Source organism: Paractinoplanes pyxinae (assembly GCF_026626335.1).
Lineage (GTDB): Bacteria > Actinomycetota > Actinomycetes > Mycobacteriales > Micromonosporaceae > Actinoplanes > Actinoplanes pyxinae.
This window is the reverse complement of the sequence record NZ_JAPNTZ010000027.1, coordinates 1-18,224: the sequence shown is the minus strand read 5'-3', so window position 1 is coordinate 18,224 and position 18,224 is coordinate 1. Positions and strand designations below refer to the sequence as shown.

The following is an 18,224-nucleotide window of genomic DNA, read 5'->3' as shown; positions in this document are numbered from 1 at the left end:
TCGGAGGCTCGTCGGAAGCTCATGGAGCCCAATACAAATGCACCCGGCGACCGAAGTCACCGGGTGCATCCGAGATCCGACCTTTACTCCCCGGGCTTCTTGAACTCCTGGTACTCCGCGCCCTCCATGTAGTCGGCGAGGGTGCGGTACACGACCGGGTTGACGATGTTGTGGCGCATCCGGTCGGTGTGGTTGGCCCAGTCCGGGTTGACCATGTAGCCGGCCACGACCAGGCTGCGCGAGCCCACCACCAGCGAGGCCGTCTTGTCGGCGTCGGTCGTTCCCGTCTTGCCGAACACCGGGTGGTCGATCGTGCGGTGCGCGTTGGGCTCGGTGGCGCCGGCGCAGTTGCCCAGCTGGGCGCGGTCGCCGACCGGGCAGCGGGCCGCGTCGAGCGCCTTGCGGGCCACGTCGGGGTCGGTGACCTGGGTGCACGTGGGCTGGCCGGCCTTCACCTTCGACCCGTCGGCCGCGGTGATCTGCTTGATCGGGGTCGGCGTGCAGTACTTGCCGTCGCCGGCCAGGGTGGCGTACGCGTTGGCGATGTCCAGCGGCGTCGAGGTGGTCACGCCCAGCGTGAACGCGCCGAAGTTGTGCGCCGCCTCGGGGGTGTTGACCAGGTCGGCCTCGCTCTTGGAGCGGAACTGCATGCCGAACCGCTTGGCCACGTCGACGACCTTTTCCGCGCCCACCTGTTCCTGCAGCGGCACGAAGTACGTGTTGACCGACTTGCCGAAGCCGGTCCACATGTTGAACGTGCCCTTCTCGTTGGGCGAGGCGTTGCTGGGGCAGTAGAACGTGGTGCCGGGGCAGGCGGCGGGCGCGTTCCGCGCGATCGGGTAGCTCGACTTGTAGGTCGAGCCCGACGTGATCTGGTGGTCGAGCTCGTAGCCGTTCTCGAGCGCGGCCACCATGGTGAACATCTTGAACACCGAGCCGGCCTGGTAGCCGTTGATGTCGCCGCCGCCGGTGATGATCGGGTTGGTGGTGTTCGGGTACGTCGCCCGAGCCCCGGCCTTGCGCGCCTGCGGGTTCGAGCTCTTCGGGTTCGTCCCGTCGTCGAGCTTGAACTTGCGGTTGGCCGCCAGCGACTTGACGTGCCCGGTGCCGGGCTCGATCCCGGCGACCAGCACCGCGTTCTTGTCGTCGTCGTCGATCTTGCGGCTGATCTCTTTGCGGGCCGCGTTCTGGGCCTTGATGTCGAGCGACGTGACGATCGTGTAGCCACCGGTCTTGAGCTGACGCTCCCGCTCGTACGCGTTGGCGCCGAACGCCTTCTGATCCAGCCACCAGCGGTAGAAGTAGTCGCAGAAGAAGCCGTAGTTGTTGACCTTCACCGAGGTGCAGCCGTTGCCGGGCCGGTTGGCCGTGCGCTTGAGCTTGGTCTTCTTGGCCGCGTCGCCCTCGGCCTTGGTGATCTGCTTGAGGGCCACCATGTTGTCGATGATGTAGTTGCGGCGGTCGAGCGCCTGCGGGTAGCCCGTCTTGGTGGTCGGGTCGAACGACGTGGGCGCCTTGACCAGGCCGGCCAGCAGCGCGGCCTCGGCGATGGTCAGGTTCTTGGGCGACTTGTTGAAGTAGACCTGGCTGCCGGCGTAGACGCCGTAGGCGCCGTTGCCGAACGGCGCGAGGTTCAGGTAGCGCCGCAGAATCTCTTTCTTGTCGAGGTCCTTCTCGATCTGCAGCGCGTACTTGATCTCGGCGACCTTGCGCTCGGGGCTGTCCTTCGTCGCGTCGATCGCCTCCTGCGGCGTCTTCGCGCCGTACGCCTGGGCCATGCGCACGTACTGCATGGTCAGCGTCGAGGCGCCCTGCTGGGAGCCGCCCTGGCTGTTGTTGACGAACGCGCGGGCGATGCCCTTCACGTCGACGCCGTTGTGCTCGTAGAACTTGTGGTCCTCGGCGGCCACGATGGCGTTCTGCATGTTGGGCGAGATCTGACCGAGCGGCACGTCGCTGCGGAACTCGTCGTAGAGGACGGCGATCTGCGTCTTGCCGTCGCTCGCGAACACCCGCGTCACCTGCGGGGCGGACTGCTGCTCGATCGTGCTCGGCATCGCCGCGAAGCCCTCGGCGCCGGCCTTGGCCACAAGCCCGCCCAGCGCGACGGCTGGGAAGGACGCGGCCGACACCACCACGGCGGTCAGCAGACCGCAGGTGAGCAGCAGCACGGCCTTGCTGAAGAACGATCGATCCCTCATCCGGTCACCCACAGTCACGGATCCCCAGACACCTTTCCTTGAAAAGTGAAGCGCCACGGCACAGTACGCCACCCGCGCACGCACCCGGCCGGGCGCGTGGCTCCGATACCCGCGACCGGCGCTCGCACACCCGGACAACCTCTCAAGAGTGCCTGGCAATCAGCTGCGAAGCCCAATCCAGAGATCGTTCACAGCAGGCTCCTAGCTTCACCGGTATGGCAACTCTGACAAGCACGGACGGCACACAGATCTTCTACAAGGACTGGGGCTCGGGGCAGCCGATCGTCTTCAGCCACGGGTGGCCGCTGTCGGCCGACGACTGGGACAACCAGATGCTGTTCTTCCTGGCCCAGGGCTTCCGGGTGATCGCCCACGACCGCCGCGGGCACGGCCGCTCGGAGCAGGTGAGCGACGGGCATGACATGGATCACTACGCCGACGACCTGGCGGCGCTGGTCGAGCACCTCGATCTGCGTGACGCGGTTCACGTCGGCCATTCCGCGGGCGGGGGCGAGGTGGCCCGCTACGTCGGCCGGCACGGCGAGAGCCGGGTGGCCAAGGTCGTGCTGATCAGCGCGGTCACGCCGTCTGTGCCGCTGCCGCCGGAGGCGTTCGCCGGGCTGCAGGGCGGTCTGGCCGCCAACCGCACCGAGTTCTACCGCGGGCTGCCCTCGGGCCCGTTCTACGGCTACAACCAGCCCGGGGCCGAGCCCTCCGAGGCGGTCATCCAGAACTGGTGGCGCCAGGCCATGGCGGGCGGGGCCAAGGCCCAGTACGACTGCGTCGACGCCTTCGCCCGCGAGGACTACACCGAAGACCTCAAGAAGATCACCGTCCCGGTGCTGGTCATGCACGGTGATGCCGACCAGATCGTCCCGTACGACGGCACCGCGCCCAAGGCGGCCGAGCTCGTGCAGAACGGCACCCTCAAGACGTACGCCGGTTTCCCGCACGGCATGCCGACCACCCAGGCCGACACCATCAACGCCGACCTGCTGGCCTTCATCAAAGCCTGACCACGCCAAGCGGCGCGCGTCACACCGGCCGAACGTCACGCGGCCGCGCACCGGCCGGTCTGGCCTCGTAGGGGCACAAGATCGGAGGGCCGGCGTGACGGTCGTGCAGTTCAGGATCCTGGGTCCGGTGCAGATCCGCTCCGGGCCGGCGGAGCTCGACCTCGGCGGCCGCCAGCAGCGGCTCGTGCTGGCGCTGCTGCTGGCCCGCGCGGGCTCGACGGTGAGCCTGAGCGAGCTGGTCGACGCGATCTGGGCCGACGATCCGCCGGCCAGCGCGGTCAACATCGTGCACCGCAGCATCGGGGCGCTGCGCCGGCTGGTCGAACCCCATCTGCCCGTACGCGCGACCGGCCGCTACCTCGTGCGGCAGGCCGCCGGCTACCAGTTGCGGGTCGGCGCCGACTCCCTCGATCTGCTGCGGTTCCGCTCACTCGTGACCCGGGCCGGCCAGACGGGCGACCCGGCCCGCGCGGTGCGCCTGTTCGTCGACGCGCTCGGGCTGTGGCAGGGCCGGTGCGCCACCGGGCTCGAGCCGGTCGCGGGCAGCCAGCCGGCCTTCGTGGCGCTCGAGTCGGAACGCTCCCACGCCGCCCGGGACGCGGCCGACCGGGCGTTGCCGGCCGGCCTGGCCCGGACGGTCATCCCGGCCCTGCGGCACGCGGCGAGCCTGGATCCGCTGGACGAGGCGCTGCAGGCCCGCCTGCTGCTGGCTCTGGCCGCCGACGGACGCCAGGCCGAGGCGTTCGACCTGTTCCGGGCCGTGCGCCGCCGCCTCGACGACGAGCTCGGCATCGTCCCCGGCCCGGAGCTGCTGGACGCCCACGACCGGCTGCTGCACCAGCGCATCCCGGCGGCCGGTCTCGTGTTCCCGCCGGCCCTCGGCCGGCGCCGTCGCCGGGCGTCCCGGCCCCGGAACCGCATAAACTGAGCCATGCGGCACTACTCCGTACAGCTGGAAGCTTCCAACGGCGCGAGCGGGACGGTGGCCGTCTACGGTCACTACGGGAAGCCGCTTGTCGTGTTCCCCACCGAGGGCGGCAACGCTTGGGAGTGGGCCGACAACGGCATGGTCGGCACGGTCGAGCCGCTGATCGAGGCGGGCCGGCTGAAGCTGTACTGCGTCGACTCGTTCGACGACGGCACGTGGTCGGCGCACCACCTGCCGCTCGAGGAGCGGGCCCGGATGCACGCCGGTTATGAGACCTGGATCCTCGAGAGCGTCGTGCCCCACGTGCTCCAAGACAGCGGGGACGACGCTGAGCTCGGGGCGATCGGGTGCTCTCTGGGGGCGTACCACGCTCTGAATTTCGCTTTTCGACGGGCCGACCTGTTCCCGCTGGCGCTGTGCTTCTCGGGCAACTACGACCCCGCCACCTGGAACGGCTGGGGCGAGCGCGGCGACGCCGTCTATTTCAACAACCCGGCCGAGTACGTGGCCAACCTGCACGGCGACCACCTGGACTGGCTGCGCGAACGGCTGACGATCCTGCTGGTCTGCGGTCAGGGCCAGTGGGAGGACACGACCGGCGCGCTCGCCTCGTCGCCCAAGATGGCCGCGCTGCTGGCCGAGAAGGGCATCCGGCACGAGTTCGACTTCTGGGGCGCCGACACCCCGCACGACTGGCCCTCGTGGCGCTCACAACTCGCCAAGCACATCGGCCACTACCTGCCATCATGAAGCGATGGCCGAGGGCGATTCGATCCGGCGGCTGGCTGCCCGGTTGAGCTCTTCGGTCGCCGGCCGTGAGGTGGCGGCGGCCCAGTTCCGCCGCGGTGGCGAGGTTCCCCCGCGCTTCGAGGGCGACAAGCTGCTCGAGGTCGCCGCGGTGGGCAAGCACCTGCTGATGCGTTTCGGCAGCGCCCGTACGGTCCACAGCCACCTGCGGATGCAGGGCTCGTGGCGGATCCACCGGCCCGGCTGGCGCCCCGGCCCTGCCGCGGACCGGGTCGGCGCCTGGTTCGACTTCGGCCCGCCCGGTGTGCTGGCCGCCCACGCCATGCCGGTGCTGCAGGTCGTACCCACCGCCCGCGAAGACCTCGCAGTGGGTCACCTCGGCCCCGACATCCTCACCGACGACTGGCCGACCGCAGCGCCCGCCGTCGCCGCGATCCCCGGCCGTCGCATCCGCGAGGCCCTGCTCGACCAGCGCAACGTGGCCGGCATCGGCAACCTGTGGACCGTGGAGGGCCTGTTCGTCGCGGGCGTCTGGCCGCACACCCCGGCCGCCCGCGTCGACGTCCCCCAGGTGCTCGACGTGATCGCCCGCATGATGCGCCTGGGCCTGCGCAACGGCACGCAGGCCACCACCGGCGACCTGCGCAAGGGCCGGACCCATTGGGTGTACGGGCGGTACCGGCGCCCGTGCCGCCGGTGCTCCACCCCGATCGCCTTCAGCCCGGCCGGCCCCACCCCGTACGACCGCGAAACCTGGTGGTGCCCGCACTGCCAGCCCGCACCCGGAGAGGCGTCGTGAACCTGCGCGTGCTGACCTGGAACGTGTGGTGGCGCTTCGGCCCGGACTGGCGCGACCGGCAGCCACGCCTGCTGCATTATTTGCGCGAGGCCGAAGCCGACGTCGTCGCGCTGCAGGAGTGCTGGGGCGGCGACGGCACCAGCCAGGCCCATGAGTTCGCGGCCGCCCTGGGCCGGCACGCCGCTTTCGTGGCGCCCGGCCTGCCTCCGGCTCCCCCGGATTCCCCGTACGAGGTGGGCCTCGGCCTGATCAGCCGGTGGCCGCTGCGGGTGAGCGCCGAGCCGCTGCCCTCGCTCAACCGCGACCCGGTGCCGGTGTCGGCTGTCGCCGAGATCGAGCACCCGGCCGGGACGCTGCACGTGATCGCCGCCTGCCTCGAGTGGGAACCGGCGTACGCGAAGGACCGCATCGCCCAGGGCCGGGCGGTCACCGACCTGGCGACGGACTACCTCCGCGACGGGCCGCTGCCGGTGATCCTGTGCGGGGATCTGAACGCCGCGCCCGACAGCCCGGTGCTCGCCCCCGTGCACGCGGCGATGGTCGACACCTGGACGGCCGGCGGGGGCGACCCGGCCACGACGACGTTGCGCTCCGACCACCCGCAGGCGCCGCTCGAAGCGGTTGAGCTCCTGGATCAGCGGATCGACCACATCTTCGTACGGGCGGGAAACCCGGACCAGACGATCAGGGTGACCGGCGTCCAGGCGCTGGGTGATCCGATCGACGGCCTGTACCCGTCCGATCATTACGGCGTGCTCTGCGATCTGGATTGGTGAGGCATACGTTGGGGGCATGGAATACACACGTCTGGGCAGCTCGGGCCTGAAGGTCAGCCGGATCGCGCTGGGGTGCATGAGCTTCGGCCTGTCCGACCGCGGCACCAACCAGTGGACGCTCGGCGACGAGGCCGCCGAACCCCTGTTCCGGCAGGCCGTCGAGCTCGGCATCACGTTCTGGGACACCGCGAACATGTACAGCGCCGGCAGTTCGGAAGAGATCGTCGGGCGGGCGCTGCGCAAGTACACCGACCGCGACTCGATCGTGCTGGCCACCAAGGTGTTCTTCCCCGTGCACGACGGGCCGGGCGGCTCGGGCCTGTCCCGCAAGGCGATCCTCGAGAACATCGACGCGTCGCTGGCCCGGCTCGGCACCGACTACGTCGACCTCTACCAGATCCACCGCTTCGACCCCGAGACGCCGGTCGAGGAGACGATGGAGGCGCTGCACGACGTCATCCGGGCCGGCAAGGCGCGCTACATCGGCGCCTCGTCCATGTGGGCCTGGCAGTTCGCGAAGATGCAGCACGCGGCCGACCTCGGCGGCTGGACCCGGTTCGTCTCGATGCAGAACCAGTACAGCCTGCTGCAGCGCGAGGAGGAGCGCGAGATGTTCGGCCTGCTGGCCGATCAGGGCGTGGGCTCGATTCCGTGGAGCCCGCTGGCCAAGGGCCGGCTGGCCCGGCCGTGGGACGAGCGGTCGAGCCAGCGGGCCCAGGTCGACCCGCTGCACGCCCGCTACCAGGGCGACGAGAACAAGCCGATCGTCGACGCCGTCCGCCGGGTCGCCGAGGCCCGCGGCGTGCCGATGGCGCAGGTCGCGCTGGCCTGGGTCATGCACAACCCGGTGGTCGACGCCCCGATCGTCGGCCCGACCAAGGCCCACCACCTGAGCGACGCCGTGGCCGCTCTCGACCTCGAGCTGACCGTCGACGAGATCACCACTCTCGAGGAGCCCTACACGCCGCGTCTTCCCTCCGGTTACTGAGCCGCGTCGCTTGCAAATGAAAACCGTTTCCAACAAGATGGGGGCATGACTTCCCGCTCCCGCGTGACCGTGCTGGCCGGGTTCGCCCCGGCCGCCACGGACGCCGTCGCCCGCAGCCTGCTCGTCGCCGACCCGTCGCTCACGCTCGTCGGTCACGACCTTTCCGCCGTACGGGACGGAGTGGTCACGCGGACCGTCCGGACCGCAGCCGGTGTGATCGAGCGTGGGCGTACCGAGCTGGTTCACGGCTGCGTCTCGTGCACCCTGCGCGAGGACGTGCTGCCCACCCTGGAACGGCTGAGCCGGGAACGGCCGGGCAGCGACATCGTGCTGTGCCTGCCGCCCGCGATCGAACCGGCCGCTGTCGCTGCGCTGCCGGCCGAGCTGACCTTTGACTCCTTCGTCACCGTGGTCGAGGCGGCAGGCCTGCTCGACGACCTGACGAGCAGCGACGACCTGCGCGACCGGGATCTGCACGCCGCCGCCAACGACCGGCGCGGGGTGGCCGAGGTGGTCGCCCGCCAGATCGAGTACGCCGACACGATCGTGGTGTGGGGCAGCCCGGCCCTCGGCCCGTACGACCGTGACCAGGCCGCCGCGCTGCTGCACCGGCTGACCCCGTGGGCCGTGCAGGTGCGCGTGGGCGACGGTCCGACGGTCGACTGCACCGGCCTGGCCGCGCGGCTGCTGCGCACCGGCCGCCACGACCCGGCCGTGCCCGCCATGCTGGGCCGGGCGCTCGAGGGCTACCCGATCGGGATCCACGACCGGGCCGGCGACCACGGCGTCAACGCCATGCTGTTCCAGAGCCGCCGCCCGTTCCATCCCCAGCGCCTGCACGACGCACTCGAGGATCTGGCCGCCACCTCGCTGCGGGGCCGCGGCCAGCTGTGGATCGCCACCCAGCCCGACACGGCGATCGCCTGGGAGTCGGCCGGCGGCAACCTGATGCTGGGCAACCTCGGTCTCTGGCTGGCCGCCCTGCCGGCCGACCGCTGGGACGAGGCCACTCCGATGCGCCGCCTGTCGGCCGACGCCGCCTGGGATCCCTACTACGGCGACCGCGGCACGGCTCTCTCGTTCGTGGGGCTCGGCCTCGACACGGACGCCCTCACCGCCACGCTGAAAGGCTGCCTGCTGGCCGACGCCGAACTTGCCGAGGGCGCCGACGCCTGGAGCAAGCTGCCCGACCCGTTCGCCGAGCACTACTCGTGGGCATAACGCAGAACCTCGTCGAGCAGGCGGGCGGTGGCCTCGCCGCGCAGTGAATAGAGCATGCGGCGGCCGTCCCGGCGGCGGCTGATCAGGCCCGCGTCGATCAGGTGCCGCAGGTGGTGCGAGACGGCCGTCGGGTGCGCGGGGATGGCCGCCGCCAGCGCCGACGGGGTGGTTTCGCCCGTACGCAGAAGGACCAGGATCTGCAGGCGGTGCTCGTAGGCCATGCCGCGCAACGCGGTGACCGCCCGGTCGAGTGCGGGCGGGTCGACGGTCACGCGGCGGCCAGCCGGGCCGGGAGCAACCGGATGCGCGCCGCCAGCCACGAGCAAGCCAGCAACGCCGTGGCCACCAGCGAGATGGAAGCCCCGGCGGCCACGTTCCAGCGGCTCGACACCCACAGACCGGCCAGCCCGCTGCCCACGGCCAACGCCACCGACAGCGCGGTCATGGGCCAGAGCCGATCGGTCCACAGTCGAGCTGCGGCGGCCGGAGCGACGATCAGCGACACGGCCAGGATCGTGCCGACGGCCGGAACCATAGTCACCACAACGACTTCCAGGGTCAGCAACAGCACGATGTCCCAGCGCGCGACGGGCACTCCGGCCGCCTCGGCCCCGGCCCGGTCGAAGGCGATCAGCTGCAGCGGGCGGGCGCCGGCCAGCAGGACGAGCGCCACGACGACAAGAGCGACGGCGGTGGTGACCAGATCCTGCGGGCCCACCGTGAGGATCGAGCCGACCAGGAACGACGACAGGTCCCGGCTGAACCCGCTCTGCGTGGCGACCAGCGTGGCCCCGAGCGCGAACCCGGCCGACAGCAACACTCCCGTGGCGGCCGACGCGTCCTGTCCCCGGCGACGGGTCAGAGCGGCGACCCCGAGTGCCACGATGCCGCCGGCGACGACCCCACCCAGCAGAATGTTCACGCCGATGATGGAGGCGGCCACCACGCCCGGAAACGTCGCGTGGGTCAGCGCCATCGTGAAGAACGACAGCCGCCGCAGCACCACCTGCACGCCGACCAGCCCGGCCAGCGCACCCGCCAGGACCACTTCGGCGGTGGCCCGATGCAGGGCGTCATCCCACCAGTTCATGAGCGGAGTTCCTTTCCGGTACGACCGGATCGCGACGCCGCCGGCGCAGCAGGCGCACCGGGACCAGCAGCAGATAGGCGGCGACGAGCAGCAAGACCACGGACGACGCGGACGTCAGCGCCACGCCGTACTGGATCGAGGCCGTCCAGCTCGCCCACAGCCCGCCGTAGCCCGCCCCGGCGATCAGCACCGTGCCCACGACAGCCATTCCAACCAACTGGTTGGTAAGCATCCGGGCCGCGGCCGCCGGGACGATCAGCAGCGCGACCACCAGGATCGTGCCCACCGCGCGAACAGCGGCCACCACGACCAAAGCCACGATGAGGTTCAGCCACAGATCGAGCCAAACGACTCGGTAACCAGCGGCCGCCGCGCCCGCCGGGTCGAAGGTGCGGAACACCATGGCGCGGGCGCCGACGGCCAGCGCGACCAGCACCACCACGGCCAGCACCGCGGTCTCAGCGATCTGCCGCGGCGTGACCGTCAGCAGGCGCCCGAACAGGAACGAAGTCAGATCCGAGGTGTACGAGGACCGGCGCGACACCAGAACGACGCCGATCGAAAACATCGCGGTCAGCAGCACTGCCGTAGCCGCGTCATCCGACACCCGACCGCCGGCGGTCAGCAACGTCAACGCCACCGCCGTGACGATCGCGGCCACCAGCGCACCGGCGAACAGCTGGCCGGCCATGAAGCCGATGACCACGCCGGGAAAGACGGTGTGCGTGAGCGCATCGGATGTGAAGGACAGCCGCCGGGCGAACACGAAGACGCTGACCGGGCCGCAAATCACGGCCAGAAGCAGGATCTCGGTCAGGGCGCGGGCCATGAACGGGACGGTGAAGGGCTCGATCACGGCGCGACCAGCACGAGACCACCGCCGTACGCGGAACGCAATTTCCCGGCCGTGAGTGTCTCGCCTGGCGTGCCCACCGCCCACTGCCGCCCGTTGACCAGACACACGAGATCGGCCAGTTCGCGGGCGACCGTAAGGTCGTGCGTGCTCAGCACGAGCGCCGTGCCGGCCGCGGAAAGCTCGCGCAGCACCCGGACGATGGCCTCCTGGCTCACCGCGTCGACCCCGTTGAACGGCTCGTCGAGCAGCAGCAGCCGTGGCTCGGCGGCGATGGCCCGGGCCAGCAGCACGCGCTGCCGCTGACCGCCCGACAAAGTGCCGAACCGGTGACCCGCGCGGTCAGCCAGCCCGACCAGCTCCAGTGCCTCGGCCACCGCTCGCCGGTCGGCCGGACGGGCGGGCCGCCACCACCCGATGCGGCGGTAGCGGCCCATCATCACCACCTGCCGGACGCTGACCGGGAAGTCGGCGTCGAGCGTGTCGATCTGCGGCACGTACCCGGCCCGCCCGCGCGCCGCCGCCGGGCTCTCCCCCAGCACCGTCGCCTCGCCTGCGAGCACCGGCACGAGCCCCAGCACCGACTTGATGAGCGTGGACTTGCCGGCGCCGTTGGGGCCGACCAGGATCAGACGCTGCCCGGCCCGCAGCTCCAGGTCGACGTGGGTGAGCACCGGCGTGCGGTCGTAGCCGACGCTCACCCCGGCATAGCGCAGCGCGGCCAACTCAGCCGCCCAGCGCCGACACGATGACTTCGGTGTTGTGCCGCTCGGCCCCGAGGTAGGTGCCCTCCGGCGTGCCGGGCGCGCCCAGGCTGTCGCCGAACAGCGCGTCCTCGCCACCGACCACCTTCACCCCGGCCTGTTTCGCGATCGCCTCCGCGCTCTTGGGCGGCAGCGAGCTCTCGGTGAAGATGGCCTTGGCCCCGGTCGACTTGATCTTCGCGACGAGGTCGCTCAGCTGCTTGGCCGACAGCTCGGCCGACGTGTCGAGGCTGGGGATCACCGAACCGACGAACTCGAGCTTGTACCGGTCGACGTAGTAGCCGAACGCGTCGTGATTGGTGACCAATTTGCGATCCGCGGCGGGCAGCTTGGCGAACGCGGCCTCGTTGTCCGCGTCGAGCTTGTCCAATTCGGTGGCGTACGTCGTGAGGTTCTTGGCGAATGCGTCGGCGCGCGCGGGGTCGGCGGCGGCGAGTCCCTTTTCGATGTTCGTCACCATGATCTTGGCGTTTTTCGGGTCGTGCCAGATGTGCGGATCGTGCTCGTGCTCCTCCTCCGCGTGCTCCTCTTCGGCTGCGTGCTCTTCCTCGTGTTCGTGGCCGCCCTCGTGCAGCGTCACGCCCTGGCTGGAATCGACCACGGCGCCCTTGAAACCGGACGCCTCGATCGTCCGGTCGAGCCATTCCTCGAGCCCGACGCCGTTCTTCACCACCACCTTGGCCTGGCCGATGGCCTGGATGTCGGCCGGCGTGGGCTCGAAATCGTGCGGGTCGACGTTCGGCTTGATCATCTGGGTGACGGCCACGTCGGAACCGCCGACGTTGCGGACGAAGTCGGCCACCTCGGGGGTCGTGGCGACCACGGCCAGGGGCTGCGGGCCCTCGTTCGCGGCGGCGGCGTCACTGCCGGAATCGCCGGAGCCGCATGCGGCCAGCACGGTGGCGGTCGTGGCGAGAGCCGCGATCAGAAAAATGCGGTGCTTCATCAATTCTGCTCCCATCACTGATGAGGCAGAACGATAATCGTTTTCAAATTAAATCGTCTAATGGCGAGATGACGATAAGTGCATCGGATCCGTCAGTGTCGGTTTTCTGCCTGACCCGGGCGCAGCGGATCCCTAACGTGACCGCAGCCTTTTGTCATCTCGTCACAGGGGGAAGTGACCATGCCGCGTCTGGGACACGGACAGTCGATCACGCAGAACGACATCGAGGCCGCCGAACGGGGTCTTGCCCAAGCCGCCACCAGGAGCACCGCGGCATTCTCATTGGTCCGGCAGGTCGAAGGACACAGCTTCGATTTCCTGTTCCCTGGCCTGCAGGACGACGAGGCCAACCTGCTGCCACAGACCGCCAACACCCCGGCCCAACTGAAGGACCTCGGCAACGCCATGGTCGACCGCGACGTGGAGGGCGAGGACAGCAACATCCCGGCCGCCTACACGTACTTCGGCCAGTTCGTCGACCACGACATCACGCTCGAGATCCAGCAGGGCTTCGGCTCGGCCACCATGGCCCAGCTGCTCGACCCGGCCATGACCCCGCTGAACGTGGCGGCCATCCGCAACGCGCTGCTCAACCAGCGCACGCCCGTGCTCGACCTGGACAGCGTCTACGGCCTGCCGGCGCCGCGCGACCCCGCCGACGGCAACAAGATGCTGGTCGGCAAGGTCACGCCGACGAACCGGACCAACCCGCCGTTCAAGCGGCCGGACAGCAAGGCCGGCGACGACTTCCACGACCTTCCGCGCGAGCCGGCCAACCCGGGCAACATCGAGCACGACCGGGCGGCCGTGATCGGCGATCCGCGCAACGACGAGAACACCATCATCGGCCAGCTGCACACCGCCTTCCTGCGGGCGCACAACGCCCTGGTCGACCAGGGCCTGTCGTTCACCGACGCCCGCCGCGTGCTGCGCCAGCACTACCAGTACGTCGTCATCAAGGACTTCCTCAAGAAGGTGGCCGACCCGGCCGTCGTCGAGGACATCATCGCCAACGGCAACCGGTGGTTCGACCCGCTGAGCGAGCCGTCGTTCATGCCGCTCGAGTTCTCGGTCGCCGGTTACCGCTTCGGCCACTCGATGGTGCGCTTCGCCTACAACTTCAACGACAACTTCAACCTGCACGGCGGCGTTCCGGCCACGCTCGACTTCCTGTTCACCTTCACCGCGCTCAGCGACAACCTCGGCGGCGCCGCCAACGCCACCCTCCCGGAGAACTGGATCATCCAGTGGGAGGAGCTGATCGGCGACGCCGACGGCATCAGCCTGGCCCGCCGGCTCGACCCCAGCCTGGCCGCCTTCAAGAACGACGAGTTCCAGGCGCTGTTCCAGCTGCAGGACCTGACGGGCCAGCCCGAGCAACCCGATCTGGCCGCCCGGCTCGCCGTGCGCAACCTGCTGCGCGGCTACCGGCTGCGGCTGCCCACCGGCCAGGCGATCGCCGAGCACATCGGCGCCCAGGTGCTGACCAAGGACGAGATTCTCGCGGCCGGCGGCGAGGACCAGCGCCTGGCGCTCGAGGCGGGCGGGTTCCAATTCCGTACGCCGCTCTGGTACTACGTCCTGGCCGAGGCCAAGGTGCTGGGCCACGGCAACCACCTCGGCCCCGTCGGCAGCACGCTGATCGCCGAGGTGCTGATCGGTTTGGTGCGCCGCAGCCCCGACTCGATCCTGGCCCAGCCCGGCTGGACCCCGTCGCTGCCGGCGGCCAAGCCGGGTCAGTTCGAGCTGGCCGACATCCTGCGCCTGGCCGGGGTGCTGGCGGGCGCGGTGCCCCCGGCGACCCACACGGTGGTGGCGGGCGACACCCTGTTCGGCATCGCCGAGGCCAAGCTGGGCGACGGCAACCGGTGGCCGCAGATCTACGCGCTGAACCAGGCCCTGATCCGCGACCCCGACCGCATCTTCGCCGGCCAGGTCTTCGTGCTGCCGCCGCGCGAGCCGGTGGGCGACATCCCGCGCCTGTACATCGTCCAAAATGGTGACACGCTGAGCGGCATCGCCGCCGACAAGCTGGACGACGGCAACCGGTGGCCCGAGATCTTCGCCCTCAACCGGGCCATCCTGACCAACCCCGACCGCATCATCGGAGGCCAGGTGCTGATCCTGCCCGCGAGCTGACGCTCCTCCTCCGTCCGGCGGACCAGGTCGCCACCCGGCCTGGTCCGTCGGCTTTTGCCCAGACGTACAAAAGTTGGGATTGATACATAGAAAGATATGGACGCCCCGGCAGAAGTGCCCCAGGATGTTCACAACGTTGAACAGAACCGGTAACCGGGGAGTGCGATGAGACGTCTCTTGCTGGCCGCCCTGCTCATATCCGCCGTCGCCGCGGCGCCGGCGCCCGCCTTCGCCGCCGATCCGCCGCAGGAACCCGGCGTGACGCTGCGCACCTACGACATCGGGCAGCCGATGAGCCGGGTCTGCGAGCTCAAGCCCGGCCAGACGCCCAATGTGGACAAGCTGATGCCCACCGTCGACTGGTCGACCACCGAGCAGTTCGGGCTGAACGACAACTTCGTCACCCACGCGATCGCCAACCTCACCGCGCCGGCCGCCGGCACCTACACGTTCCGGCTCGTCAGCGACGACGGCTCGAAGCTGTACCTCGACGACGAACTGATCGCCGACCACGACGGGCTGCACGACGTCGAACCGCCCAAGGACGGCACGGTCGAGCTCACCGAGGGCGTGCACCGCCTGCGCGTCGAGCACTTCGACAAGGACGGCGGCCAGCGGCTGACCCTCTCGTGGCGGCCGCCGGGCGCGGGCGACTTCACGGTGGTGCCGACCAGCGCTCTGAGCACCGACGCCGGCGTGGTGCGGGTGACGGCCCCCGGCACCAAGGAGTGCGTCGCGGGCACGGACACCCCCGGCGACGGGCTGCCGCTGACCGCCGTGAACCCCGGCTACGACCTGACGAACCTGCGCCCGCCCGGCTTCGAGCCGCAGGTCACCGGGATCGCCTGGCGGCCCGACGGCAAAATGGTGATCAGCACGTGGGGCGGCTCCGACCAGGTGACCGGCGAGGTCTACCTGGTCTCCGGCACGTCCGGCACGACCGGGCCGGACAAGGTGACGTACAAGAAAATCGCCGGCAACCTCAAAGAGCCGATGGGCATCGCGGTGGTCGACGGCCTGGTCTACGTCTCACAGAAACATGAGCTGACCGAGCTGCGCGACACCGACCGCGACGACGTGCTCGACACCCGCCGTACGGTGGCCACCTGGCCGTTCGGCGGCAACTTCCACGAGTTCGCGTTCGGGCTGCTCTACAAGGGTGGCAACTTCTACCTCAACCTGTCGGTGTCGATCAACCTGGGCGGCGCGACGACCGACCCGCAGCCGGTCGGCGGCCGTGGCACCAGCATCGTGGTCAACCGCAAGAGCGGCAAGGTGACCACGGTCGCGGGCGGCCTGCGCACCCCCAACGGGCTCGGCTGGGGTGACAACGGCGACCTCTACGTCACCGACAACCAGGGTGGCTGGCTCCCCTCCTCCAAGCTGCTGAAGATCGAGGAAGGCGCTTTCTACAACCACTTCACCAACCCCGACGGCAAATTCGACGACCAGCCGGTCACCCGGCCCGTGCTGTGGCTGCCGCAGAACCAGATCGCCAACTCCCCCAGCACGCCGGTGCTGCTCAAATCCGGGCCGTACAAGGGCCAGCTGGTCATCGGCGACGTCACCTACGGCGGCTTGCAGCGGGCGGCGCTGGAAACAGTGCACGGCCAGGAACAGGGCGCGGTATTCCGCCACACACAAGGCCTCGAAGCCGGCATCAACCGGGTGGCGCTCGGCCCGGACGGCGCGATCTACGTGGGTGGCCTCGGCGCCGACGGCAACTGGGGCCAGGACGGCAAGCTGCGCTTCGGCCTGCAGAAGCTGACCCCGAACGGCAAGAACGTCTTCGACATGAAGACCATAAAAGCCACCCAGACCGGCTTCAAAATCAAGTACACGAAGCCGCTCTCCCCCGAGACAATTGCGAAACTGCCTTCCGCGTACGCGGTGGAGCAGTGGCGATACGTGCCGACCGCACAATACGGCGGCCCCGAAGTGGATAAAGAGGCCCTGCCGGTAACCACGGCCAAGGTGTCGGGCGACAAAAAGACGGTGACGCTCACCGTCGAAGGCCTGCGCCGAGACCGGGTGGTGCACCTGAGGTCGCCGAGGCCGTTCAGCGCCAAGGACGGCGAGACCCTGTGGAGCACCGAAGCCTGGTACACCATGAACGAGAAGCCGGGGCCGCAGGAGCAAGAAGTGTTCTACGAGGCCGAGGAAGGAAACCGAGAGGGCGGCGCGACGCTGGCGACCGACCACCGGGGCTACTCCGGTATCGGATTCGTGGCCGGCTTCGGAGCACTGAACGCCTCGACGACCAAGCACGTCACGGTCGACAAAGCCGGCGACTACCAGGTCGGACTGAGGTATTCGAACGGGCCGAACCCGTTCAGCGGCACCAAAACAGTGAGCGTCTACGTCAACGGCAAGAAGATCAAGCAGGTGTCGCTGCCGTCGACGGTCACCTGGGAAGAATGGGCGACGGTCAACGAGACACTGAAGCTCAAGAAGGGCGTCAACGCGATCCAATACCGGGTCGACGCCACCGACACCGGACACATCAACCTCGAACTGATCAGCGTGCGCAAGCCGGCCAAGAGGATCACCCTGTTCGAAGGCAAAGGCCTGGACAACTGGATCCACACCGACGGCAGACGAGCGCAATGGCCGGCAGTCGAAGGAAACGCGGTCGAGGTCTGTTGCGGTGACTTGCGCACAAAGGAAGCCTTCGGCGACTACAAGCTGCACGTAGAGTTCAAGGTGCCGCAGCTGCCGCCGGACGTCACGGGGCAGAACCGAGGAAACAGCGGCGTGTACCAGCAGGAGAGGTACGAAATCCAAATCCTCGACTCGTACGGCGACACAACCCTCGACAACAACGAGGCCGGCGCGATCTACACAGTCAAGGCCCCGGACGTGAACGTGGCTACGGCGCCGGAGACGTGGCAGACCTACGACATCACGTTCAAGGCTGCCCGGTACGACGAGGCGGGCGCCAAGACGGCCAACGCTCGCGTTTCCCTGGTGTGGAACGGGCGGACGGTTCACTCCGATGTTGAGATCCCTCAGGGGACTGGAGGGAACATTCCGGAAGGGCCGTCCACTGGGGCAATCCGGCTGCAGGATCACGGGAACAAGGTGCAGTACCGGAACGTGTGGATTGAGCCTGCGTAGGTCTTAGGTTCCCCGGGGGCGCCTCAAGGTGCCGCCGGGGATTCTCTGGCTTTCTTGCGCTGGGACGGTTGGGGCGGAGGGTGAGCAATCACTGCTTGTAAACCGTCTCTATGCCGTGATTGCTCACCCTCCGCCCCAACCTTGCATGGCGATTCTCTTGCTCTGGCGTTGTGGTTGGGGCTTCTCTGGGTGCAATTTCGGGTCGTAGACCCGTGCGGGTGAGGGGTCTGGCTTCCGCGTTCGGGGGTTCGGCTGGGTGGTGGATTACTCGGGCGGGCCTTGGTGGTGGGTTCCGCGTTCGCACCGTGCCGGTTGCGCGTGTGGGGGTCAAGGCTTAAGGCGGGATGCTTTCGGTCTGGGATGGCTGGACTGGGCGGGCATCGGGCCTTCCTGACTGCCGCCAGCTGACATGGCTCGAGGACGCGACAACCCCAGCGGTTGTCTGATAGTTACGTCGACGCATCTTGACTGACACTCGCGACTATCAGCCGACCGTGAGCGACGTCGCCTCGAGACTGCCGGCGAAGGGCTGACCCATGCGCGTCATCGATGGGCCGCGCCTGATGGGCTTTCCGCTCAGTGCGGGGCCCAGCTTGGCTGTTCTCCCCGGGGCGGCTGTCGTAGCTCATCGTGAGATGG

Annotated in this window: 15 protein-coding genes; 9 read left to right on the top strand and 6 right to left on the bottom strand. The window is 69.2% G+C overall.

Translation table 11 applies throughout. From position 1 onward, the window contains the following. Window positions 1-83: 83 nt before the first annotated feature. Window positions 84-2,201, bottom strand: a complete 2,118-nt coding sequence (locus OWR29_RS46445) for a transglycosylase domain-containing protein (RefSeq protein ID WP_267570110.1) — start codon at window positions 2,199-2,201, stop codon at window positions 84-86. A 215-nt stretch (window positions 2,202-2,416) separates the two neighbouring features. On the opposite strand from OWR29_RS46445, the gene OWR29_RS46440 reads away from it, so the two are divergent. From OWR29_RS46440 to OWR29_RS46410, 7 genes are all read left to right on the top strand, one after another. Then, the gene (locus tag OWR29_RS46440; RefSeq protein ID WP_267570109.1) at window positions 2,417-3,217 is read left to right on the top strand and encodes an alpha/beta fold hydrolase; all 801 of its coding nucleotides are present in this window, start codon (window positions 2,417-2,419) and stop codon (window positions 3,215-3,217) included. A 103-nt stretch (window positions 3,218-3,320) separates the two neighbouring features. Beyond that, entirely contained in the window at window positions 3,321-4,145 is an 825-nt protein-coding gene (locus tag OWR29_RS46435; RefSeq protein WP_267570108.1) for an AfsR/SARP family transcriptional regulator, read from the top strand. A 3-nt stretch (window positions 4,146-4,148) separates the two neighbouring features. Then, window positions 4,149-4,895 (top strand): esterase family protein, encoded by a 747-nt coding sequence (locus OWR29_RS46430; RefSeq protein ID WP_267570107.1) that lies wholly within the window; start codon window positions 4,149-4,151, stop codon window positions 4,893-4,895. A gap of 4 nt (window positions 4,896-4,899) precedes the next feature. Further along, window positions 4,900-5,691, top strand: a complete 792-nt coding sequence (locus OWR29_RS46425) for a DNA-formamidopyrimidine glycosylase family protein (protein ID WP_267570106.1) — start codon at window positions 4,900-4,902, stop codon at window positions 5,689-5,691. After that, window positions 5,688-6,467, top strand: coding sequence for an endonuclease/exonuclease/phosphatase family protein (locus OWR29_RS46420; protein WP_267570105.1), 780 nt, complete (start codon window positions 5,688-5,690; stop codon window positions 6,465-6,467). The genes OWR29_RS46425 and OWR29_RS46420 overlap by 4 nt, the downstream gene beginning before the upstream one ends. Before the next feature lie 16 nt (window positions 6,468-6,483). After that, complete coding sequence (locus OWR29_RS46415) at window positions 6,484-7,455, top strand: aldo/keto reductase (RefSeq protein ID WP_267570104.1); 972 nt, start codon at window positions 6,484-6,486, stop codon at window positions 7,453-7,455. A gap of 45 nt (window positions 7,456-7,500) precedes the next feature. Then, on the top strand, window positions 7,501-8,676 hold the full coding sequence (locus OWR29_RS46410) for a CobW family GTP-binding protein (RefSeq protein ID WP_267570103.1): 1,176 nt from the start codon (window positions 7,501-7,503) through the stop codon (window positions 8,674-8,676). On the opposite strand, the gene OWR29_RS46405 is transcribed toward OWR29_RS46410, so the two are convergent. Genes OWR29_RS46405 through OWR29_RS46385 form a run of 5 tightly spaced genes read right to left on the bottom strand, consistent with a single transcriptional unit; the run spans window position 8,661 to window position 12,329 of the window. Then, on the bottom strand, window positions 8,661-8,948 hold the full coding sequence (locus OWR29_RS46405) for an ArsR/SmtB family transcription factor (RefSeq protein ID WP_267570102.1): 288 nt from the start codon (window positions 8,946-8,948) through the stop codon (window positions 8,661-8,663). The two genes, OWR29_RS46410 and OWR29_RS46405, sit on opposite strands and share 16 nt — an antisense overlap. Beyond that, window positions 8,945-9,766: a metal ABC transporter permease gene (locus tag OWR29_RS46400; protein WP_267570101.1), complete on the bottom strand. Its 822-nt coding sequence runs from the start codon at window positions 9,764-9,766 to the stop codon at window positions 8,945-8,947. Before OWR29_RS46400 ends, OWR29_RS46405 begins: the two co-directional genes overlap by 4 nt. Continuing rightward, window positions 9,750-10,622, bottom strand: coding sequence for a metal ABC transporter permease (locus OWR29_RS46395; RefSeq protein ID WP_267570100.1), 873 nt, complete (start codon window positions 10,620-10,622; stop codon window positions 9,750-9,752). The genes OWR29_RS46400 and OWR29_RS46395 overlap by 17 nt, the downstream gene beginning before the upstream one ends. Beyond that, window positions 10,619-11,344, bottom strand: a complete 726-nt coding sequence (locus tag OWR29_RS46390; RefSeq protein ID WP_267570099.1) for a metal ABC transporter ATP-binding protein — start codon at window positions 11,342-11,344, stop codon at window positions 10,619-10,621. Before OWR29_RS46390 ends, OWR29_RS46395 begins: the two co-directional genes overlap by 4 nt. 1 nt (window position 11,345) lies before the next feature. Then, on the bottom strand, window positions 11,346-12,329 hold the full coding sequence (locus OWR29_RS46385; RefSeq protein WP_267570098.1) for a metal ABC transporter substrate-binding protein: 984 nt from the start codon (window positions 12,327-12,329) through the stop codon (window positions 11,346-11,348). Window positions 12,330-12,509: 180 nt separating this feature from the next. On the opposite strand from OWR29_RS46385, the gene OWR29_RS46380 reads away from it, so the two are divergent. Further along, window positions 12,510-14,468, top strand: coding sequence for a peroxidase family protein (locus OWR29_RS46380; RefSeq protein ID WP_267570097.1), 1,959 nt, complete (start codon window positions 12,510-12,512; stop codon window positions 14,466-14,468). Window positions 14,469-14,633: 165 nt separating this feature from the next. Then, a complete protein-coding gene (locus OWR29_RS46375) occupies window positions 14,634-17,585 on the top strand; it encodes a 3-keto-alpha-glucoside-1,2-lyase-like domain-containing protein (protein WP_267570096.1) in 2,952 nt (983 codons plus the stop codon). Window positions 17,586-18,224 lie beyond the last annotated feature (639 nt).